Below are 21,289 nucleotides of genomic sequence, written 5' to 3'. Positions count from 1 at the left end.
GCACTCGGTCGCGGACTGCCCGGACAGTGCGTTGACGTGTCCAGGAGGGTCGCCTCCCCCCGATGACGCCGCCCCGCCCACGCCCACGCCCGGCAGCAGCACGACCGTGCCCGGAGCCGGCAGCGGCACGCCCGTACCCCTCCCGACGGTGCATCCCCCCACCACCGGCGGCGCGAGCACCGGCACCGGGAAGTTCCCGGCATCAGGGCCGTGCGCGTCGCCCACCGCCTGTGGCTTCCCCGACGCGACCACCACCGGGCCGCGCATCGCCCTCAAGCCGCACAACACCGGCGCGCTGAGCATCACCAAGGACGGCACGGTGATCCGCGGCTGGGACATCACCGGCTCGCTCGACATCTACGCCAACAACGTCACGATCATCGACAGCCGGATCACCTCCACCAACTGGTGGGGTGTGAACCTCCGCCCGAAGTTCAGTGGTCTGCGGGTGCTGCACTCGACCATCACCGGGATCCCCGGCAAGGGACCGGACAACGGCGGCGAGGACTACGGGGTCTCCAACATGGGCGGCAGCTCCATCGAGGTGGGATGGTGCGACATCTCGGTGTTCAGCAACTCGCTGTCCATGGGGCAGGGGAACCTGCACGACAACTACGTGCACGGCCTCGTCCCGTTCATCAACTCGTCCGGCCAGTGGGCCCACACCGATGCCGTGATCAGCGACGGTGCCGGCTCCGCCCCGCTGATCATCCGGCACAACACCCTGCTGAACCCGGTCGGCGTCGAGAAGGGCGGGACCGCGAGCATCGGTCTGTACGACGACACCGGCGCGGTCCTGAGCACCGTCGTGGACAACAACTGGCTGGCCGGCGGCTCCTACGCGCTGTACGGCGGGGGCGCCGGCGCGAAGGGGATCCAGGTCGTCAACAACGTCTTCTCGTCGGAGTACCACCCCGGCAGCGGCCACTACGGTGCGGTCGCGCACTGGAACACCGGCGGGTCGGGGAACGTCTGGAGCGGGAACCGGATGTCGGACGGCACTCCGGTCGTGCCCGCAGCAGGACCTACTGGGGGATGACATGACCGAGGCCGTGCCTGACGCCGGCCGGCTGACGCCGCGGTCCATCGCGGTGGCGCCGACCACGGAACCGACCGCGGCGCCGACCGCGGAAACCCCGGAGCGGGGGCGGCTGCCCTCGCTCACCGGGTTGCGGTTCGCCGCGGCGTTCCTGGTGTTCGGGTTCCATCTGCAGGTCGCCCACCTCTTCCCGGCCGGGTCCAGCGGCGACCTGCTGCTGGGCCGGGTGTTCGGGCACGGCGCGATCGGCGTGTCCTTCTTCTTCATCCTCAGCGGCTTCGTGCTGACCTGGTCCGCCAGGCCGGGGGAGCGAGCCCGCCGGAGCTGGCGCAAACGCGCCGCGAAGGTCTACCCGAACCATCTGATCACCGCGCTCGCCGCGCTGGTCGCCGTGGCCGGGGGAGCGGCATCGGCCACCGGCGGCGGCTCGCCGGGCGTCGTCGTCCCGAACCTGCTGCTCGTCCAGTCCTGGAGCCGTGACCCGGACGTCTACTTCGGGCTGAACACCGTCTCCTGGTCGCTCTCCTGCGAGGCCTTCTTCTACCTGCTCTTCCCCTGGCTGCTGCGCGGCCTGACCCGGCTCGGCCCGCGGGCGCTGTGGCCGCTGGCGGCCGGGTTGACCGTGCTGACCTGCTGCCTCCCGCTGGTCACGGCGGGCTGGTCGGAGCCGACCGCGTACTGGTTCCTCTACGTCCTGCCGGCCACCCGGATCAGCGAGTTCTGCCTCGGCATGGTGCTCGCCCGGATCGTCCGCACCGGGCAGTGGATCCGCTTCCCGATCTGGGCCGCCGGCCTGCTCCTGGTCGCCGCGTATGTGTCGGTCGGCTATCTTCCGGTGCGCTTCGGCTACGTCGCGGCCACCGTCGTACCGTTGGCGCTGCTGATCCCGGCGCTCGCCACCGCCGACCTCGCGGGGCGGCGCACGCTGTGGTCGACCCGCCGGGCGGTCTGGCTGGGCGAGGTCTCCTTCGCCTTCTACATGGTGCACCAACTCGTCATCCGCTTCGCGAGCAAGGCACTGCACGTCCCGGCGGCGGGCGCCCCCGACTGGGGGGCGGCGCAGGTGATCGCGGTGGAACTGGCCATGCTGGCCGGCTCCCTGTGTGCTGCCGCGCTGCTGTGGCGGATCGTCGAACGGCCGCTCCACCTGCTGCTGAGCGGCGGCTCCGGGCGACGCCGCGGACACCACGCACGTCCCGGAACGGCGACATGAGAGAGGACACGATGCGTCGTATCGCCCGCGCCCCCTGGGAACTGCTCAAGTGGGCCTTCGGCTGGCTGGTGCTCTTCGAGACCAGGAACAAGCTCGTGCTGGCGCCCTCCGCCCTGCGGCTGCGCCGCTTGGAGACCGCCGAGACGGCCCGGCTTTCGGCTGTCCTGGGGCAGGCTCCCGAAGCGCTGGTCGCGACCGTGATCGCCACCCACCGGCGCCCGGAGGCACTGCTCGAAGCGGTACGTTCCGCGCTGGACCAGACCGTACGGGACCACGTCGTCATCGTCGTGGACGACTGCGCGGGGCTGCCCGAACTGCCCGACGACCCGCGGCTGTTCGCGGTGTCGCTGTCCCGGAACACGGCCACCGCGGGCATCGTCCGCAATGTCGGGATCCGGCTGACCCGCTCGCGGTACGTCGCCTTCCTGGACGACGACAACCTGTGGGAGCCGGACCACCTGGAACAGGCGCTGGCGGTGCTGGAGGCGCCCGGCGGACCCGACGGCGTCTACACCGCGCTGCGCCGCGTCCTGCCCGACGGGACGGAGATGGACATCCTGTCGGTGCCCTTCGACCGCCGCAGGTCGGCCCGGGAATCCTTCCTGGACACCAACGCCTTCGTGGCCCGCCGCAACGGCTCGTTGCACTTCAGCCGGCTGCGCCGGACGCCCGAGGTGCTGCCGCGGGAGGACTGGGAGCTCATCCGCCGCTACAGCAGACGGCACGAGGTGCGGCATGTGCCGTGCCCCACCGTCCGGTACCTGGTGAACCCGGCGAGCTTCTACACGGCGTGGGAGGGCTCGGCGCCGCCCGTCTAGGGCCTGTCCGGCCTCAGGGTCCGGGAGTCGCGCGCAGTGCGGACGAACTGAGCAGGGCGGCCGCGGCGGCCCTGCTCGCGGGCCGGCCGAGCGCTGCCCGCGAGGTCTCCCGCAGCAGGACCGCCGCCCGGAAGGCGGTGGTCGCCACCGGGCCGTGCCGGCGCCCGTAGAGCCGGACGCGGTTGAGCGTCAGCAGGGTCCACAGGCGCGGCGAGACCTGGGAGTCGCCGCCGAGGTGCATCGCACTGGCCGTGGGTTCCAGCCGGGTCGCATAGCCGTGGTCCCCGGCCCGCAGGCAGTACTCGGTCTCCTCGGAGTAGAGGAAGAACGACTCGTCCCACGCACCGCAGGTGTCCAGGCAGTCCTTCGACAGCGCCATCAGGGCCCCGGTCGCCCAGTCGGCCCGGGTCGGGCCCTCGTACGCGGCGGGGTCGGTGACCATTTCGCTCCATCGCGGGAAGCGGCCGGCCCTGCGGTTGCCCACCACCGCCTCGCCGAGCGCCCGGGTCACGCTCGACTCGCGGCGCAGCGACTGCAGGGGCGCACCGTCCTCCTCCTCGTACAGCAGGGGCACGCTGATGCCGACGCGGTCGCCGTCGGGCAGCTCGCTGCCGAGCGCGTCGACCAGCACCTTGGCGCAGCCCGGCCGCATGCGGATGTCGGGGTTGCACACCAGCGCGGCACGGAAGCCGCCGTCCCACCGCGCGGCGGCGCCCAGCGCCGCGTTCACACCCGCCGCGTACCCGGCGTTGCGGCCGGTCTGGACGACGGTGGCGTCGGGGGCGAGGGCGCTCAGCACGGCCACCGTGTCGTCGGCCGAGTCGTTGTCGGCGACGACGAGCCGCCAGTCCAGCCCGGCCATGCCTGCCGGGAGCGAGGCGATGAACTCCGGGAGCACCGCGGCGCTGTTCCAGGTGACGACAAGGACGGCGACAGGGCCGGTGCCCTCGGCCGCGTTCTTGGGGGGCATCAGGACTCCACGAGTTGGGATTCGGCTTCGCGCCGGACGGGCGCGGCGGTCCTCGGTTCGATTGTGGGCGGGGTCACGGGCGGGGCGGCGGTCGTGGCGGGCACGTCGGCCGCCCGGGCTTCCGCGTCGCGCCGGATGAAGCCCAGGTAGCTGCCGCCGGCGCCGAGGGTCAGGAAGAAGATTCCCGCGAACATGGGGAAGCCGAGGGCGTCGAACGTCGCACTGATGACGAGGGCGACCACGGCCGAGGCGAAGAACGCCTGCCCCAGCTCGCGGTCGGACTCGTTCCGGGCGAGGCGGCGGATGGCGCCCCCGTTGTGGATCCCGGCGATGAACAGGGTCAGGAGCGCGACCAGCCCCAGGGCGCCCATCTCGGCCAGGGTCATCATGTACTGGTTGTCCGTGAAGAAGTAGAGGTCGGGCATGAACGTCCCGAAGCCGCGTCCGAACAGCGGACGTTCGGTGAGATAGGGAACGATCGCGCTGTACTTCACGGTGCGGGCCTGGGTGCTGCTGTCGGAGTTGTTCAGGAACGTCGCGAACAGGGTGGTGATGGTCCCGATCAGCCCGGGGATGATCACCTTGAAGCAGGCGACCGAGCCGATCAGCAGGCCGATCGCGCTCCAGCGCCGTTGCGGGGTCCAGCGGGGCATCATGATGAGGGCGACCAGCAGGGCGCCGATGATGGACGTCCTCGACACCGTCAGCGGCAGGGCGCCGCCCATGATCGCGACGGGCCCCCAGCGGCGGAACACGCTGAGGTGCTTGCGCACCGGATCGAAAGCCTGATGGATGGCGAACGGGACCAGGATGGCCAGCATCCCGCCGAACTCCAGCGGCTGCGCGGTGGTGGAGCGCGGCCGGGTGAAGGAGCCGCGGTCCATGGCGGTGATCTGGGCGACGCTCGTGTTCAGACCGGGGACGTTGATGTGGTCGGCGATGTTGGTCGCGGTGAAGAAGTCGTAGTAGCCGATCGCGGCCACCACGGTTCCCATCACGATGACCCGGCGCATCAGGACGTCGAGGCGGTCGCGGGTCTGGATTCCGGCGGAGACCAGGACCACCAGGGACACCCACACCAGGAGCCCGATGAGTCCCCGGTCGGCGGCCAGGATCTCCTTGTGCGAACTGCTGCGGCCCGCGTTCGCGAGGTAGGACATCAACACCGCGACGGTGAGCAGGCACATCGCCACCCGCGGCAGCCGGGTGCCCGGGGCCGGGCGGATCCGGCCGGTGAGCCAGGCCGCCAGGTACCAGAAGAGCCCGAGCAGGGCGAAGACGTTGGCGGGGGTGCCGACGCCGCCGAGCGCGGGCAGCGCGAGGTCCGAGGGGATGAAGAGGGCCAGCGCCATGTACCCGGTGAGGATTGCGGTGGCGTCCAGCCGCCGGCCCCAAAGGCCCCTGGGAACCCGCTTGGCGGGCCAGGGGTCGATGTCCGACCCCGCGATCCTGCGGCGGCGGGTCAACGCGATGCTCTCGGTCACGAAGGACAGCGCGAACGCGGCGGCGACGCCGAGGATGATGACGCCCATGACCTGCTGATACCGGCTCTTGAGCTGCGAGACCGGTACCTGCGGCAGTACGACGGGCGTGGTCTGGACGAAGTACGCCGGCGACACCTTGGCCTCGGTCTGGAGGGCCTTGAGCGCTTCGCCGGCGAAGTCCGTGATGGTGGTGGTCTCGTTGAGCACCTTCGCCCGGTCGGTGCCCGTGACGGTCAGGGTGATGAGCGGCCCTGAGGTGTTCGCCGCGAAGGCGACCGTGTACGGGTCCGTGACACCGCGGGTGCTCAGGTCGCGCGCCGAGTCGGACGAGGCCAGGGTGCGGATCAGGACGTCCGCCGTGACGATCAGCGAACCGCCGGCGTTCGATATGGGGTTGCCGAAGGTCGGCGCCAGTTTGGCGACTCCCCTGGAGTCGAGCAGGGCGACGGAACTCTGCGACTGGTAGGCCACCGGGACCGTCCGGTTCAGGTACAGGCCCGCGAAGAGACTGAGCAGGGTGATCGGCACCATGAAGTACCAGCGCCTGCGCAGCACGGCACAGATCTCACTGAGGCTCATGAACCCACCCCCGGTACCCCTGCGCGGCGCCGGCCGGTCCGGGGCCCCGGCCAGCATAGGTCGTACCGGCGCGGGCGCCGTGCCGTCCGCGGGGTGCCCGATTCGGTGGCGGCTTCCCCGGTGAACTGCGAGTATCGGTCCTGACGGAAGGAAGTCCCGTGTCGCCTGGCGAGCTCGTCCGTGCGCTGCTCCGCCGCTGGTACGTACTCGTACTGGCGGTGCTGCTGACCGCTGCCGGCGCCTATCAGGTGCTCCGGCCCGCCCAGTCGTATCTGAGCTCGGCGGTCGTCGTGCTCAAGCCGCCGGTGACCGACAACCAGCCGAACCAGCTCGCGAATCTGCAGCCGCCGCTCGCCGCCGTCTCCTACGCGATCATCCAGCAGATGGAATCGTCCGCGGGCGAGGCCGAACTGGCTGCCGCCGGCGTGCACGGCACGTACAAACTGATTCCGCGCAACAGCGGCACGAGTGCCACTCCGCGTTATCTGATCCCCTCGTTGCAGGTCCAGGCGGAACAGCCGGAGCTGATCGCCGCGGACGCGGCGGTGCGGCAGATCATCGAGGTCTACACCAAGCACCTGCAGGACATGCAGACGGCGCAGGGGATCCCGTCCGCGTCGCGGATGAGCGTGGACCTCCTGGTGCCGCCCAGCGCCGCCGCGGAACTCGGCACCAAGAGCCGGGGGCTCGCCGGGGTGGCGCTGCTGGGCGCCGTCGGCGGGGTGCTGGCCGCCCTGTGGACCGACCAGTTCCTGAACCGCAGGCGGCTGCGCCGCGGCGCGGACACCGCCCGGCCGCGTCCGGCCGAGGACCGGATCCAGGCGGTTCCGCTGCCCCGCTGAGGCAGCCGGGAACCGGCGTCGGCGGACCATCAGGACCATCAGATGCCCCGGCGCTTCCAGGACTGCCACCAGAGCCACTCACGGCCGCGGTCGGCCACCGCCGACAGCACCAGAGGCTGCAGATACGGCATCGTCCGCGCGCCGATCCGCTGCCGCCGGCGCAGCGCCCGGTACTCGGGCAGCTTCTCGTAACCCGGCAGGCACTCACCGGCGAACGCCACGAGTTCATCGACGGGGACCACATCGGTACGCCCGCGGTCGTAGGCCCGGTAGGCGCGGCGCAGCGCGAAGCGGGCGAGCCGGGTGTGCACCGCGGCCGACAGCCGGTCGGCCCGTGGCAGCAGGTCGGCGCACTTGTCGAGCACCGCGTCGAACGCGACCAGACGCTGGCGGAGGTCGTCGAGCTGTCCGCCGAAGTCCGTGGTGGACATGTTGTTGCCGTGCACCCGGTAGAAGGCCTGGTCGGCTCCCTGGATGTAGCCGACGTCGGCGTGCGCCGCGAGCCGCATCCACATCTCGATGTCGCCCGCGTGCGGGAGCGCCGGATCGTAGCCGCCCACCTTGCGCTGCAGGCTGGTCCTGACGACCACCTCGGGCGAGGTGATGCAGCCGGTGGCCTCCTGGAAGCGCCGCTCCAGCCACCACTGCCCGGGGTAGACGACGGAACCGGTGCTCCGGGTGCGGGCCGCGGGCAGCGGGCCGCCGTGCTGGAAGCGCAGCGGTCTGCCGTAGCAGAACCCCGCCTCCGGATGGGCGTCCAGCAGCGCCGCCGCGCGCACCAGCGCCCCGGGCACCAGCCGGTCGTCCGCCGAGAGCAGGACGACGTAGTCGCCGTCGGCCCACTCCAGCAGGCCCTCGTTGTAGGTGGCGATGTGCCCCTTGTTCTTCTCGTGGACCCGGACCTCGATCCGCGGGTCGGCGGCCGCCAGCGCGTGCGCGGCCTGCGCGGAGTCGTCGGGTGAGGCATCGTCGATGATCAGCACCCGGACATCGAGGCCCTCCTGCTCGTCCAGCACGCTGCGCACGCAGTCGGCCAGGAAATGGCCGTACTTGTAGCAGGGGATCACGACGCTGACGGTGCTCATCGTTAGGAAGCCAATCCCCGGTCGGCCTCGGGGGAGGCGGCCCGGACCCACCGGGCCGCCTCCCCCGACCCGGACCGGTGGGTACGGGTGGAAACGTCGGTCGAACGGACCGGTCCGGGGCGCCGCCCCGGACCGGCTCGGGACTACTTGGCGGGTACCACCTCCGTGGAACTGTCCGTCTGGGCCAGGGCCGGCGGCGTCGTGGTGAAGATCGGGCCGACCCAGTAGTTCGCGGACCCGTAGGAGCCGTTCGGGAACGACGAGGTGGTCCCGTAGGCGTAGAGCCCGTTGGAGCCACCGCTGCCGTCGGCCGGTGCGACCAGCGGATAGGACTGGTGCGCCCCGCTGAAGTAGCCGCCGTCGACCGCGTAGTTGCCGTTCGGTGCGTGGTAGGAGGCCACGTAGCCGGTACCCGCGGTGATGGGCACCGGGGTGGCGAAGAGCAGCTGCTGCCACCCGGACGTGGTCTCACTGCCGAAGGTTCCGGTCGCGAGCAGCGTGCCGGTGGAGGACCACAGGGTGCCGGTGTGCGTGCCGGTGTTTCCCGGACCCTTGTAGAAGGTGATGCCGGTGATGTAGCCGTTCACCGCCGACTGGAACCGGGTCCCCAGTTCGAGGGAGTTGGTGTCTCCGGTCGTGTTGGCCGTGGTCGGTACGGCGCTGCCGGGCCACAGGGTGCAGGGGCAGTTGACGACCGGTGGTGTCGGACTGGTGGTGAAGTTCCACGTCGTCGGCGCCGCCATCGCGTTGCCCCACAGGTCCTCGGCCTGCACGGACGCCGTGTACGTGGTGTTCAGCGCCAGTTCGGTGGAGGGGGTGAACGTCGCGCTGTTCGCGGCGGTCAGCACCTTGGTCCCGGGGACGGAGGCGCCGCCCGCGTCCTTCAGCGTGAACGTCAGGGTGTCGCCGTCGATACCCTCGCTGAAGATGGCCTTCACCGGTGAGGTGATCGGCACGCCGGTCGCCGCGGACTGCGGTGTGGTCGTGCTGACCGCGGGCGGGACGGTGCTCGCGCCGGAGGTGTCCAGGACCGCGTCCACCCAGTAGTTGCTGCCCGTCGAGGCCGTCGACGGGAAGGCGCTCGTCGCACCGTAGTGGTACACGCCGTTGCCGCCGTCGGTGCCGTTCTGCAGCGCCGTGAGCGGTGCCAGCCCCGCGGAGTTCCCGGTGAAGGTGCTGTCGTAGGAGTATCCGCCGTTCGGCGCGAAGTACGACGCGACGTACGTGGTGTTCGCCTTCACGGGCACCGGTGAGGCGAAGTTCAGCTGCTGCCAGCCGGACGCCGTCTCGTTGGTGAAGGTGCCGGTTGCCAGCCGCTGGCCGGTGGCGCTCCACAGGCTGCCGGTGTGGGTCCCGGTGTTGGCCGGGGACTTGTAGAACCGGACACCGGTGATCGATCCGGTCACCGAGGAACGGATCTTCACACCGAGCTCCAGCGAGCTCCCGTCACCGGCGTTGACGGTGCCGGGAACGGCCGCCGCCGGCCACACGGTGCAGGGGCACTGCTGCGGGCCGACCGTCAGCGGAACCGTGGTGGTGGCGCCGATGTTGACGCTGTCGTCCACGGCCCGCACCTTGATCTGCGCCGCGCCCGGGCTCGTCGGGGTCCAGCTGTAGCTCCAGGACGTCAGTCCCGTGGTCGGGTTCCAGGTGGTTCCACCGTCGGTGGAGACCTCCACCCGGGCCACCACACCGCCGGAGTCGGCCGCGGTCCCGGTGATGGTGAGCGGCTTGAGCGCGGGCACGGTGACATTGGCCGCCGGGCTGGTCACGCTGATGGTCGGACCGACGGTGTCGGTGGAGGCCGACGCCAGGACCAGACCGCTCTGCAGGGTCTTCGGCTGCAGACCCATGTCGGCCAGGATGTTCACGGTGGCCTGCTGCATCCGCTTGTCCGCGGTCACCACCGCGTCGTCCGGGTTGCTCGTCGGGATGTTGGTCAGGCCCCACGACCACTGCACGGTGCCGGCCCCGAACACCAGGGCGTGCGACGTCTGGTCACGGAAGGCGACGAGGTTGTGCGTCGCGGTGCCGTTGCCGTACGTGTTGCCGTAGTCGAGGCGGAGCTTGCCGTCATTGATGTCCACCGTGGTGGACGACATGGCGATCTGACCGGCGGGTCTGGTGCTGTTGGACAGATCGCTGTCCCACTCGTAGCCGAGCGTTCCGGTCGGGAAGGTGGCGGTCTGGGACGGGGTCAGGTTCGCGACCGTGGTGTTGCGCCAGAGCCGCTGCTTGCTGTAGGTGCCCGGCACGGTGATCGCGTCACTGCGGTAGCCGTTCACGGTGAACATCGAGCCGGTGAGGATGTTCTCCGGCTGGAACGGCTGCCCGTTGGCGGTGCTGTTGGGGTCCATCCAGGTCCCGGTCCAGATGCCGCTGGGGTCGGGGATGCCGTCGGGCTGCGCCAGGAACCGCTTGGTCTCCTTGTAGCAGACCAGCGTGCGGTTGGCGACGTTGGCCCCGTCGATGCTCGGTGCGAACCGGGTCTTCCAGAACACCTCGTTGCCGCTGAAGTACGTCTGGTGGACCCCGGCGTGCCGCGCGTTCAGCACATTCGTGAACTGGTCCTGGGTCCAGTACTCGTCATGGCCCGACGACATGAACATCTTGTGGTTCAGCAGCTGGGAGCCCCTGGTCGACACATCCAGGCCGCTCATGTAGCTGACGTCGTAGCCGTTCTGCTCCAGCCACGAGATCATCTCGTACTCGGATCCGTAGATCCCGTTGTCACCGCCGACGCTCAGCGGCCGGTTGTAACTGACCTCGTACGCACGCCCGTCCGGGGCGGGACCGCCGCCGTCGTAGAGGCTCTGGCCGCCCCACGTGTTGTACGCCTGCCAGGTCTCGTCATCGGTCTGCACGACGATGTCGGAGTGGCTGGAGTCGTTGCGCACGATGAACGGGTACGGCATCACGCCTTCGCCGTCGGCCTGGTCGAAGTTGGCGATGTACAGACCGGAGACGGCGTCACTCGGCACCGTCCAGCTCGCCGTGACGGGCCAGTTGCCGCAGTCCACCAGGCCGGTGGTCGGCTTCTTGGTGCAGTTGCGCGGCTTGCCGTCCGGCACTCCGTCGACCACCGTGGTGTCGATCGGGGTGTTGGCGGTGCCGTCCTTGGTGAAGTTGGCGGGATAGGTCACCGCGGCCTGGGCCGCGGTCGACAACGTGCGGGCGCCGTCGCCCCCGTAGTAGCCGAGCCGGAGAACCGAGACATGGTAGGGCGTCGGCGACTGGATCTTGAACTGGACGGTCTCACCGGCCTGGACGCTCTGGCTGGTGGAGAACCCCTGGACGTTGCCGTACGCGTTGGGTGAGAACCAGTCGGACATCGGAGTGCCCGGCTTCGAGTTCTCGCACGCGACGGGGTTGCCACCCGATCCGCAGGGATCAGCCGCGCTGGCGACCACGGCCAGCGGCAGTACGGCTGTTATCAAGGCTGTGGCCAGGGCGAAAAGTCCGCCCCGGAGCAATCTGCTCCTTCTGTACATCTGTACCTCTCAGCGGCAGTGCAGTGACCCGGCTCGGTGAGGCGGGACGAGGCTAGAGCGGGTGAGACGGGAAACGGTGTCTGATCACACGGCGGTGACAGGCGACAGCGAACTGCGAGTGCGGAAGAACGTCAGCGCAGGGCGTCGGTGAGAGTGTCCACGACCCGTTGCTGTTGATCGGCGGTGATCTGCGGGAAGAGCGGCAGCGAGAGGATCCGGTCCGCCGCCTCCTCGGCGTTCGGGAAGTCGCCGCGGCGGTGGCCGAGATGACCGAAGGCCGGGGTGAGATGGACCGCGGCCGGGTAGTGCACCCCCGCGCCGATGCCCTCCGCGTTGAGCTTGCCCACGACGTCGTCGCGGTCCGCTCCGGCGACCCGTACGACGTACAGGTGCCACACGTGCACATTGCCGTCGACCGTCGTCGGCAGCACCACGCGCCCGGCGGCCGCCAGGTCGCCGAGCAGCGCGTCGTACCGGGCCGCCGCGGCCCGCCGGGCCGCGTTCCCGTCGGCGAGCCGGGCCAGTTTGGCCCGCAGGACGACGGCCTGCAGCCCGTCCAGCCGGCTGTTGAAACCGGCCACGTCATGGCGATACTTGGCGACACCGCCGTGGTTCGCGAGCGCCCGCACCAGGTCGGCCCGCTCCGCGTCGTCGGTCAGCACCGCGCCCGCGTCACCGTAGGCGCCGAGGTTCTTGCCCGGGTAGAAGCTGGTGGCGGCGATGCCACCGCTGCCCGGGGCCCTGCCGTCCCGGGTGGCGCCCTGGCTCTGCGCCGCGTCCTCGACGATCCGGACGTGCGCCGGTACGGCTGCGGCCAGTTCGGCCACCTCGGCGGACTGCCCGTACAGATGGACCGGGACCACCGCGCGGGTGGCCGCGCCGACCGCGTCCAGGGCGGCTTGGCCGTCCATCAGGAAGCTCTCGGGAAGGCAGTCCACCAGCACCGGCTTCGCACCGATCCTGGCGATCGCGCCGGCCGTGGCGATGAAGGTGTTCGCGGGCAGCACCACCTCGTCACCGACGCCGACCCCGCTCGCGCGCAGGGCCAGTTCGAGGGCGTCGGTGCCGTTGGCGACACCGATGCAGTGCGCGACGCCGGCGAATTCGGCGTACTCGCGCTCGAACTCCCTGACCTCGTCACCGCCGATGAAGGCGGTGTTGGCCAGGACCCGGTCGAATCCCTGGCGCACTTCGTCGGCGACTTCGGCATGCGCCGCCTTGAGGTCGACAAGCGGTATCTGGTTCATGTGACTGGACTCCCCATCCGTGGCGCCGGCCCCGAGCCGGCGTCCTTACCCTCGGCACCCTCGGCCCGTAGCTCGTCGAGCGCCGGGACCACCGCCTCGCGCAGCCGGCGTGCCGGGCTGCCGATCCAGACCTCGCCCGGCGGTACATCGCCGAGCACCGTGCTTCCCATCCCGATCAGCGACCACGCGCCGACCGTCGTGTACTCGCGGACCAGGGCCCCCGAGCCCACATAGGCCCCCGCTCCAGCCGCGTACCCCCGCCGAGCCGGACCCCTGAGGCGATCGTCACGAAGTCCCCCACGACGTCGTCATGGGTGAGGACCGCGTGCGGCATCACCGCCACATGCGCGCCGACCAGCACGGCGGCCGTCAGGACGCTGTGCGCCAGGAGGACCGAGCCCGGTCCGACGACCGAGGAGCCCGACACCGCCGCGGTGGGGTGCACCACGGTGGCGTAGCGGTCCGCGGGCAGCCCGAGCCGCCGCACCAGGCGCGCCCGTACGGCGTAGTCCCGCGGACTGCCGACGCAGATCACCACCAGCGCGCCGGGCAGTTCGTGCACCAGCTCGCACCCGCCCAGCACCGGCACACCGTCGACGTCCCGGCCGTGCAGCGCGGGATCGTCGTCCAGGTGGCCGGTCAGCCGCCAGCGCGGGGCGCGGCCCCGGGCCACGTCGTCCGCGATGACGTCCCGTACCGCCTGCGCCGTCTCACGGGCGAAGCCGCCCGCGCCGACGATCACGAGATCCGAGGTGCCGGACCCGGATCTGACGGGGCCCGGTCTCGCGGGGCCGCTCATCCGCCCGCCTGCTCACGGAGCACGGCCACCACCCGGTCCTGCTGGGCCTCGGTCATGGTGTGGAACAGCGGCAGGATGAGCGAGTCACGGCTGATCCGCTCGGTGACCGGCAGCGGCGCCGACGGATGCCCCTCGTACGCGGGTTCCAGATGCGAGGCCATGATGCCGCGCCGGGCCGAGACACCCGCGTCGGAGAGCGCGGCGAGCAACGCGTCCCGGCCCACCGGGAAGTCCTCGGCCGGCAGTACCCAGTAGGACTGGAAGTTGCCCTGCCCGTACGCGGGGTCGCGCACCGCGGACAGCCCGGGAACGTCCTGCAGCAGCGCCTCGTAGCGGGCCGCCAGGGCGCGCCGACGGGCGACGATCTCGTCCAGTTTGCCGAGCTGGACCAGGCCGACCGCGGCCTGGATGTCGGTCATCCGGTAGTTGTAGCCGACCTCGAGATAGCTCTCCAGGATCGGTTTGCTGCTCGCGTGCCGCTGCGCGGCCGACGCGTTCATCCCGTGCTCGCGCAGCCGGCGCAGCCGCTCGGCCCACTGGGCGTCGTCCGTGGTCAGCATGCCGCCCTCGCCGGTGGTGATCACCTTGCGGGGGTGGAAGGACCAGGCCGCGAGCAGCGCGCCGTCGCCGACGGACTTGCCGCCCACGGTCGAGCCGATGGCGCAGGCCGCGTCCTCGACCAGTGCGACGTCCCAGCCGGCGCAGGCGGACCGCAGGGCGTGCACATCCGCCGGCACGCCGCCCTGGTGCACGGCGAGGACCGCCTTGGTGCGCGGGGTCCTGACCGCGTCGACGGTGGCCGCCGTCAGATTGCCGGTGGCCTCCTCGACATCCGCGAAGACCGGCTCGGCACCGACGTAGCGCACGGCGTTGGCCGTGGCGATGAAGGACAGCGAGGGAACGACGACCTCGTCACCGGGGCCCAGGCCGAGCGCGACCAGCGCCAGGTGCAGGGCGGCGGTGCAGGAGCTCACCGCGATGGCGTGCCCGGCGCCCACCCGCTCCGCGAAGGCGCGCTCGAACTCCGCGACCCGGGGTCCCTGGGCGACCCAGCCGGACAGGACCGCGTCGGCGGCCGCCTTGGCCTCCTCCTCGCCCAGCCACGGCATCATCACCGGGATACGGGCGAGTGCGGGATCCACCGGCGCGGCATCCACCGGGGCGGCACCCACCGGGGCGCTCATCGTGCGACCTGGGCGGCGGCAGCGGTGCCGGCGGCCGCGGCCCTGGCGTCGGCGGCGCGCTCCGACTGCCACCAGTCCACCAGGTCCCGCAGTCCCGAGCGCAGATCGATCTGCGCCGTGAAGCCGAGCCGCTCCGCGGCCTGGCTGGTGTCCGCGAGGCGGCGGGTGACCCCGTTCACCGAGCGGGCGGGACCGTGTTCGGGTTCCAGATCGGCGCCCATCGCGTCGAGCAGGGCCAGCGCGAGGTCGCGCAGGCTCGTCTCGGTACCGCTCGCGACGTTGAACACCTCGTCGGTGATGTCCGACTCGGCGGCCAGCAGGTTGGCCCTGGCGATGTCCCGGACGTGGACGAAGTCCATGGTCTGGGTGCCGTCGCCGAGGATCAGCGGCGGCTCGCCGCCGACGATCCGCTCCATCCAGCGGATGAGCACCTCGGTGTACAGGCCGTGGATGTCCATCCGGGGCCCGTACACGTTGAAGTAGCGCAGCGCGACGTAGTCCAGCCCGTACATCGCGTGGAAGCTGCGCAGCACGCCCTCGTTGAAGGCCTTCGCCGCGCCGTAGAACGTGTCGTTGTTGTACGCGTGGTGGCGCTCGGTGGTCGGGAAGGCCTCGGCCAGGCCGTAGACCGAGGCCGAGGAGGAGGCGATCACCTTGCCCACCCCCGCCGCGGCCGCCGACTCCAGGACGTTGAACGTGCCGTCGACCATGACCTCGTTCGCCAGCCGGGGTTCCTCCGCGCACTGGGTGATGCGGATCGCCGCCAGATGGAACACCAGATCGGCGCCCTCGGTGACCTTGCGTACGGTCGCCACGTCGCGGATGTCGCCCTCGACGACCTGCACGACACCGCTCGGCAGGGCCTGGGCCAGGTTGGCCATCCGCCCGCGCACGAAGTTGTCGAGCACCACGATCTCGCGTGCCCCGTTGTCGACCAGCAGGTCGACCAGGTTGGAACCGATGGTCCCCGCCCCACCGGTGACCAGAATCTTCTTGCCTCGTACGGTGCTCAACGCTCTTCCCCCACTGAATCGGTCATCGTGTGCCGTGGAACTGCCCGAACTCTCACCGGCCGGCGCGCAGCCCGACGACCGCACCGCGGAACTCCAGGCTCCGGGAGGCCGCCTCGAGGATGTCCAGCACGCGGAGGCCGGCCCGGCCGTCGGTCAGCGGGGCCCGGCGCTCGCGGATCGACGCGGCGAACTCGTCGACCATGCTGCGCAGCGCCTCCTTCTCACCGATCGCGGGCGCCACCATGTCGCCGGACCGGTAGGAGATCAGCATGTCCCGGCGCTCGTCCGCGCCGATCTCCTGGGGAGTGGACAGCTCGACACCGCGGTCGAAGATCGCCACGCGCTGCGCGGGGTTGAGGTCGTCCCAGATCAGGGTGCGCTTCGAGCCGCCGACCATGGTGGTCCGCACCTTGGTGGGGGAGAGCCAGTTGACGTGCACGTGCGCGATGGCGCCCGTGTTGAGCTGCAGCGTCAGATAGGCGACACAGGCCTGGCCGGCGCCTATCGGGTCGGCTCCGTGCGCGGCGACCGCGACCGGCTCGACATGGTCGGGGAGGATGAAGTCGAGGATCGACAGGTCGTGGGGAGCGAGGTCCCACATCACGTCGATGTCCTTCTGGACGAGCCCGAGGTTGATCCGGACCGAGTCGACGAAGTGGATCTCGCCGAGCTCCCCGGAGCGGACCTGGTCCCGTATGTGACCCACCGCGGGCGTGTAGCAGTAGGTGTGGTCGCACATCAGGGTCAGACCGCGTTCCTCGGCCTCGTTCACCAGCCGCAGGCCGTCCGCGTACGTGGCGGCCAGCGGCTTCTCGACGAGCACGTGCTTGCCCGCCCGCAGCGCCGCCAGCGCGACGTCCAGGTGCGTGCCGGCGGGCGTGGCCACGGCGACGGCGTCCACGGCCGGGTCGGCGAGGACCGCCGCGTAGTCCGCGGTCGCCTGGACCGTGGAGTACCCGCCGAGCACCCGCTGGGCCCGCTCCACGTCGAGGTCGCAGAGCCAGCGCAGCCGGAACTGCGGGCTGGACTGGAAGTTGCGGACCAGGTTGGGCCCCCAGTAGCCGGCACCGACCACGGCGACACCCAGTGGTTCGGCCGGTCCCCGCCCCGGAGCGCCGGTGTCCTTCACAGCGCCCTTCACAGTGTCCGTCACAGTGTTCGTCGTCCCTTCGTGCACGTTGGCTGACGCATCGACAGTTCGAGGGTGTGGGTGGGGTGCGTGGGATCCGCGGACACATCGCCGGCGCCGGGCGGCGGTCCGGCGCGGAGCGGTCTGCTCCCGGCGCGGCCCGGTGCCCGGCGTGCTGTCAGCCGATGGCGGGGCATACGCCCGCCCGGCGCGGCGACCGCGGCGGCGAGGCCGTCCGCGACCAGCGGGATGTCCCGGTGCTTCCGTTCCGAACAGCGTCGGCGGATTTCCGGACTCCCGCGTTCCACAACCTGCGACTCATGCGTGACCTGCTCAACGGTCATGCTCCCCCCACCACGGTGCTCTACGTACTCCGCCCGACCGCCCGCACGCCGCGGCCGTCCCCGCCACGAACCCGAGTGGCGGGAGAGCGGTGCGGGCACCGGTGGTCGAGCATGAGTACGTGGGTCCTACACCTGACCGGACGATGACGGACGGCCCGCTGCAATGTGTCCCCCGCAGCCGGAGTCCGTGCTGATCTGTTGTGACGAGCGCCGCCGTGTCGTCCCCACGACGAAACCCTGACGCGCGTGCGGTACTGACGGGACCGGTGATGCACATCCGAGCCCGGTGGAGCCTCTGCTGCACCCAATCTCCCCCAAGTTTCCCTGGATTGGCCACAGCCTTGCCGGAACCTGTCCGTCCGGGGTCACTTTCCCCGCCCAAACCGGTCCGCCGACGCTCAATCTAGACCACCGGACTCAGCCGGGGGGACAGTTGGACGAAACACTCAGCAACGGTCTCGTTATGGGGGTCATACTGCCCGGGTGACGAGCATCGTGATCCCGGCCCACAACGAGAGCCGGGTCATCGGCCGGCTCCTCGACTCCCTTCTCGCGGAGTCCTCCGCCGACGAGATCGACATCGTGGTGGTCTGCAACGGCTGTACGGACGACACCGCGCAGGTCGCGGGCCGCAGGGGCGCCGGCGTCCGGGTGGTCGAGATACCCGAGCCCTCCAAACACGAGGCGCTGCGGGTCGGCGACGAGCACGCCCGCGGCTTCCCCCGGCTCTATGTGGACGCCGATGTGGTGATCGCGACCTCGGACGTCCGGGCGCTGACCCACCCGCTGGACGGCTCCTCGGCGATCCTGGCCACCGCTCCCGAGCGCGAGGTGCCGCTGGCCGGCTGCGCGTGGCGGGTCCGGGCGTACTACCAGGTGTGGCAGCGGCTGCCCGCGGTGCGCGAGGGGCTGTTCGGCCGGGGCGTCATCGCGGTGTCCGAGGCGGGGCACGCCCGGATCGCGGCGCTGCCGCCGCTGATGGCCGACGATCTGGCCGCCTCGCTCGCCTTCGCCCCGGACGAACGGCTCGTGGTCGGCACCGCCCGGGTCGTCGTCCATCCGCCGCGTACCTGGTCCGACCTGATCAAGCGGCGGATCCGGGCGGCGACTTCGTCCGCCCAGTTGGAGCACTACCAGCGGCAGGAGCGGAACGGGCCGGAGCCGGGCGGCCAGGACCATCCCGGTCAGGACCGGGAGACGGCGGCCGGGACGGCGGGCCAACCGTCGGCGCGGACGAGCAAGGCGGATCTGCGGGCGATCCTCCGGGCCGAGCCGAAGCTGGTCCTCGGCGTCGTGGTCTTCGTCGCGGCCGCCGTCGTGGCCCGTCGGGGATCACGGAAGGCCATCAGGTCGCAGGACTTCGGAACCTGGCTGCGGGACGAGAGCAGCCGGCAGGGCTGACCTGCCGTTAACGCCGGTTCAATACCTCGTTCTCCGGGAAGCACCTCCGCCATCACATACAGCCATTAAGGTGTCATTCGCACGTTCGAGTCCATGGACGGCCTCGGCTGTGCCGGCAACTCCTCCGCCGATTCCGCCACCACCGGCAACTGGAGCTCCTGAGCATGTATCTCGCGGACCGCGCAGCCCCCAGCGAGGGAACCACCGCGCCGGGTCGGACGCGTGGACGCCGGTTCCCGGGGGTCTCCTCGGTGGTGTTCGCGCTGGGCGCGGTCAGCCTCATCACCGACATCTCCTCGGAGATGGTCACCGCCGTCCTGCCGCTGTACCTCGTCGTGGGGCTCGGCCTCAGCCCGCTGGGATTCGGCACGCTCGACGGCGTCTACAACGGTGTCAGCGCGCTGGTCCAGCTGGCCGGCGGCCACCTCGCCGACCGGGTGCGCAACCACAAACTCATAGCCGGGCTCGGCTACGGACTGTCCGCGGTGTGCAAACCGCTGCTGCTCCTGGTCCACAGCCTGGGGCCGCTGGGCATCGTGCTCGCGCTGGAACGCACCGGCAAGGGACTGCGCACCGCACCGCGCGACGCAATGATCTCCCTGTCCACGCCGGCGGAGTTCCAGGGCCGGGCCTTCGGGGTGCACCGGGCGATGGACACCACCGGCGCGGTACTCGGACCCGTCGCCGCGTTCCTGATCCTGCGCGCGGCGACCGACGGGTACGACGCGGTCTTCGGCGTCAGCGCCTGTGTGGCCGTACTCGGCGTGCTGGTGCTGGTGCTGTTCGTTCCGGGGAAGGTGCGCGCCGGGCGGGCCGCGCCCGGCGCACCGGAGGAGGCCGCGAGCGGGGACTCCGGGGCCGAGGTCCCGGAGAAGCGGCCCGTCGACCTGCGTGAGGCGCTGCGACTCCTGCGCCTGCCGCGGCTGCGCGGGCTCGCCGCCTGCGCGGCCCTGCTCGGACTCACCACCGTCAGCGACGCCTTCGTCTATCTGCTGCTGCAGCGCCGTACCGGCATCAGCGAGCAGTGGTTCCCGCTGATGCCGCTCGGCACCGCGGCGGTGTTCCTCCTGCTGGCGGTGCCCGTCGGCACCCTGGCCGACCGGGTCGGGCGGCGTGTCGTGTTCCTCGTGGGGCACGCGCTGCTGCTCGTCGCGTACACGCTGCTGCTCTGGGCCCCCGACCTGCCGGCGCTGCCCTATCTCGTGCTCGCGCTGCACGGCATGTTCTACGCCGCGACCGACGGTGTGCTGCCTGCCGCGGTCTCCGCCATCGTCCCCGAGCAACTGCGGGCCAGCGGCCTCGCGCTGGTCGGCACCGGCCAGGCACTGGCCCGGTTCTGCTGCTCGATCGTCTTCGGCGCGGCCTGGACCGTCTGGGGGGACGGTCCTGCGCTGGCCGGATCCGCGGTGGGCCTGCTGTGCTGCGCCGCCGTCGCGGGTGTGGTGCTGCGGCCGTCCGGTGGCCGATCATGACCTCGGAGCCCGTACCGGCGCCGTCCGCCGCCGCGAGCCCCGCTGTTGCTCCGCCGCCCCTCCTGTCCCGACACCCGCAAGGATCCCGATGACGCCGAAGCGCCGCCTGCTCATACTCGTCACGGCGGTGCTGCTCCTCGCGGGCCTCGGAATCGGGTTCGTGCTGCACGCCGCCTCCCGGGCGGACGAGAAGAACAAACCCCAGGCGGGCGGCCCGTCGGTCAGTGCGGGGAAGGTGGCGCTGACGCAGTCGGGGAAGCTCGCGTTCCTCAACGGTGCCCGGGGTCCGCACCTCACCGATCTCGCCACGGTGCCGGCCACCGATCCCGCGGCGGGACGGACCGCCTCCGGCGTCAAGTGCCAGCGCTTCTACGCCGCCGCGGGCACCGGCGTCTGCCTCCAGTCCACTCCCGGCGCGCTCGCGCAGAACAACCGGGCGCTGATCCTGGACGCGGACCTGAAGACGGTGCGCAGCTTCCCGCTCGCGGGCACTCCCAGCCGCGCGCGGGTCTCGCCCAGCGGTCATCTGGCCGCCTGGACCGTCTTCGTCGGCGGTGAGTCCTACGGCGCCGCGTTCTTCTCCACCCGCACCGCGATCCTGGACACCCGGACCTGGCAGCTCACGCCCAACCTGGAGGAGTTCACCATCCTGCTGGACGGCAGGAACTACCACGCCGTGGACGTGAACTTCTGGGGAGTCACCTTCGCGGCGGACGACGAGACGTTCTACGCCACGCTCGGTACCGGCGGCCGCACCTATCTCGTCAAGGGATCCGTTTCCCGGCGCACGGTCACCACCGTGACGCAGAACGTCGAGTGCCCTTCGCTCTCCCCGGACGGCACCCGCGTCGCCTACAAGAAGCGCGCGCTGCGCGGTGCCGCGCTCTGGCGCGAGTACGTCCTCGATCTGAAGACGCTCCGCGAGACGCCGCTCGCCGAGCACCACAGCGTGGACGACCAGGCGACCTGGCTCGACGACAGGACGGTCGCCTACGCCCTTCCCACCGATGGCGCGGTCGGCAGCACCGACCTGTGGAGCGTTCCCGCCGACGGCACCGGGAAGCCCCGCCTGCTGATCCCCGGCGCTTCCTCCCCGGCACCTCTGTAACCACGGCGGAGCACCGCGGCGCCCCTCACGATATGCAGGATGGTTGACGACCGTCGAAATGGCGGCATAGC

Annotated in this window: 17 protein-coding genes; 7 read left to right on the top strand and 10 right to left on the bottom strand. The window is 71.1% G+C overall.

Going from position 1 to position 21,289, the window contains the following annotated elements:
- Nucleotides 1-148 precede the first annotated feature (148 nt).
- Genes LNW73_RS02325 through LNW73_RS02315 form a run of 3 tightly spaced genes read left to right on the top strand, consistent with a single transcriptional unit; the run spans nucleotide 149 to nucleotide 3,070 of the window.
- On the top strand, nucleotides 149-1,039 hold the full coding sequence (locus LNW73_RS02325; protein WP_250988655.1) for a hypothetical protein: 891 nt from the start codon (nucleotides 149-151) through the stop codon (nucleotides 1,037-1,039).
- 1 nt (nucleotide 1,040) lies between these two features.
- Complete coding sequence (locus LNW73_RS02320) at nucleotides 1,041-2,252, top strand: acyltransferase family protein (protein WP_250988654.1); 1,212 nt, start codon at nucleotides 1,041-1,043, stop codon at nucleotides 2,250-2,252.
- Entirely contained in the window at nucleotides 2,249-3,070 is an 822-nt protein-coding gene (locus LNW73_RS02315) for a glycosyltransferase family 2 protein (RefSeq protein WP_250988653.1), read from the top strand. Before LNW73_RS02320 ends, LNW73_RS02315 begins: the two co-directional genes overlap by 4 nt.
- A 13-nt stretch (nucleotides 3,071-3,083) precedes the next feature.
- Here LNW73_RS02315 and LNW73_RS02310 read toward each other — a convergent pair whose 3' ends face one another.
- Nucleotides 3,084-4,040: a glycosyltransferase family 2 protein gene (locus LNW73_RS02310; RefSeq protein WP_250988652.1), complete on the bottom strand. Its 957-nt coding sequence runs from the start codon at nucleotides 4,038-4,040 to the stop codon at nucleotides 3,084-3,086.
- Entirely contained in the window at nucleotides 4,040-6,103 is a 2,064-nt protein-coding gene (locus LNW73_RS02305) for an O-antigen ligase family protein (protein WP_250988651.1), read from the bottom strand. The genes LNW73_RS02310 and LNW73_RS02305 overlap by 1 nt, the downstream gene beginning before the upstream one ends.
- 158 nt (nucleotides 6,104-6,261) lie before the next feature.
- Between LNW73_RS02305 and LNW73_RS02300 the strand changes: the two genes are divergently transcribed.
- Nucleotides 6,262-6,945 carry a hypothetical protein gene (locus tag LNW73_RS02300; protein WP_250988650.1) on the top strand — a complete coding sequence of 228 codons (684 nt, stop codon included), beginning with the start codon at nucleotides 6,262-6,264 and terminating at the stop codon, nucleotides 6,943-6,945.
- Nucleotides 6,946-6,983: 38 nt separating this feature from the next.
- Here the strand turns inward: LNW73_RS02300 and LNW73_RS02295 are convergent, their stop codons facing one another.
- The 8 genes from LNW73_RS02295 to LNW73_RS02260 all read right to left on the bottom strand — a co-directional run bounded on the left by LNW73_RS02295 (nucleotide 6,984) and on the right by LNW73_RS02260 (nucleotide 16,917).
- On the bottom strand, nucleotides 6,984-8,030 hold the full coding sequence (locus tag LNW73_RS02295; protein WP_250988649.1) for a glycosyltransferase family 2 protein: 1,047 nt from the start codon (nucleotides 8,028-8,030) through the stop codon (nucleotides 6,984-6,986).
- Nucleotides 8,031-8,173: 143 nt separating this feature from the next.
- Nucleotides 8,174-11,467, bottom strand: coding sequence for a DUF4082 domain-containing protein (locus tag LNW73_RS02290; RefSeq protein WP_250988648.1), 3,294 nt, complete (start codon nucleotides 11,465-11,467; stop codon nucleotides 8,174-8,176).
- A gap of 185 nt (nucleotides 11,468-11,652) precedes the next feature.
- A complete protein-coding gene (locus LNW73_RS02285) occupies nucleotides 11,653-12,768 on the bottom strand; it encodes a DegT/DnrJ/EryC1/StrS family aminotransferase (protein WP_250988647.1) in 1,116 nt (371 codons plus the stop codon).
- The gene (locus LNW73_RS02280; RefSeq protein WP_250988646.1) at nucleotides 12,765-12,938 is read right to left on the bottom strand and encodes a hypothetical protein; all 174 of its coding nucleotides are present in this window, start codon (nucleotides 12,936-12,938) and stop codon (nucleotides 12,765-12,767) included. The genes LNW73_RS02285 and LNW73_RS02280 overlap by 4 nt, the downstream gene beginning before the upstream one ends.
- A 5-nt stretch (nucleotides 12,939-12,943) precedes the next feature.
- Nucleotides 12,944-13,567 carry a PglD-related sugar-binding protein gene (locus LNW73_RS02275; RefSeq protein ID WP_250988645.1) on the bottom strand — a complete coding sequence of 208 codons (624 nt, stop codon included), beginning with the start codon at nucleotides 13,565-13,567 and terminating at the stop codon, nucleotides 12,944-12,946.
- The gene (locus tag LNW73_RS02270; RefSeq protein WP_250988644.1) at nucleotides 13,564-14,751 is read right to left on the bottom strand and encodes a DegT/DnrJ/EryC1/StrS family aminotransferase; all 1,188 of its coding nucleotides are present in this window, start codon (nucleotides 14,749-14,751) and stop codon (nucleotides 13,564-13,566) included. Before LNW73_RS02270 ends, LNW73_RS02275 begins: the two co-directional genes overlap by 4 nt.
- Nucleotides 14,748-15,764, bottom strand: a complete 1,017-nt coding sequence (locus LNW73_RS02265; RefSeq protein ID WP_250988643.1) for an NAD-dependent epimerase/dehydratase family protein — start codon at nucleotides 15,762-15,764, stop codon at nucleotides 14,748-14,750. The genes LNW73_RS02270 and LNW73_RS02265 overlap by 4 nt, the downstream gene beginning before the upstream one ends.
- Before the next feature lie 52 nt (nucleotides 15,765-15,816).
- On the bottom strand, nucleotides 15,817-16,917 hold the full coding sequence (locus LNW73_RS02260) for a Gfo/Idh/MocA family protein (protein ID WP_250988642.1): 1,101 nt from the start codon (nucleotides 16,915-16,917) through the stop codon (nucleotides 15,817-15,819).
- Nucleotides 16,918-17,720: 803 nt separating this feature from the next.
- On the opposite strand from LNW73_RS02260, the gene LNW73_RS02255 reads away from it, so the two are divergent.
- The 3 genes from LNW73_RS02255 to LNW73_RS02245 all read left to right on the top strand — a co-directional run bounded on the left by LNW73_RS02255 (nucleotide 17,721) and on the right by LNW73_RS02245 (nucleotide 21,218).
- Nucleotides 17,721-18,638 carry a glycosyltransferase gene (locus LNW73_RS02255; protein WP_250988641.1) on the top strand — a complete coding sequence of 306 codons (918 nt, stop codon included), beginning with the start codon at nucleotides 17,721-17,723 and terminating at the stop codon, nucleotides 18,636-18,638.
- Nucleotides 18,639-18,802: 164 nt separating this feature from the next.
- Nucleotides 18,803-20,110 carry an MFS transporter gene (locus tag LNW73_RS02250; RefSeq protein ID WP_250988640.1) on the top strand — a complete coding sequence of 436 codons (1,308 nt, stop codon included), beginning with the start codon at nucleotides 18,803-18,805 and terminating at the stop codon, nucleotides 20,108-20,110.
- 88 nt (nucleotides 20,111-20,198) lie between these two features.
- Complete coding sequence (locus LNW73_RS02245) at nucleotides 20,199-21,218, top strand: TolB family protein (protein ID WP_250988639.1); 1,020 nt, start codon at nucleotides 20,199-20,201, stop codon at nucleotides 21,216-21,218.
- Nucleotides 21,219-21,289: the final 71 nt, after the last annotated feature.

Source organism: Streptomyces sp. RKAG337 (assembly GCF_023701715.1).
GTDB lineage: Bacteria > Actinomycetota > Actinomycetes > Streptomycetales > Streptomycetaceae > Actinacidiphila.
Note: the sequence above shows the minus strand (reverse complement) of the source record. Positions and strands in the feature narration are given on the sequence as shown.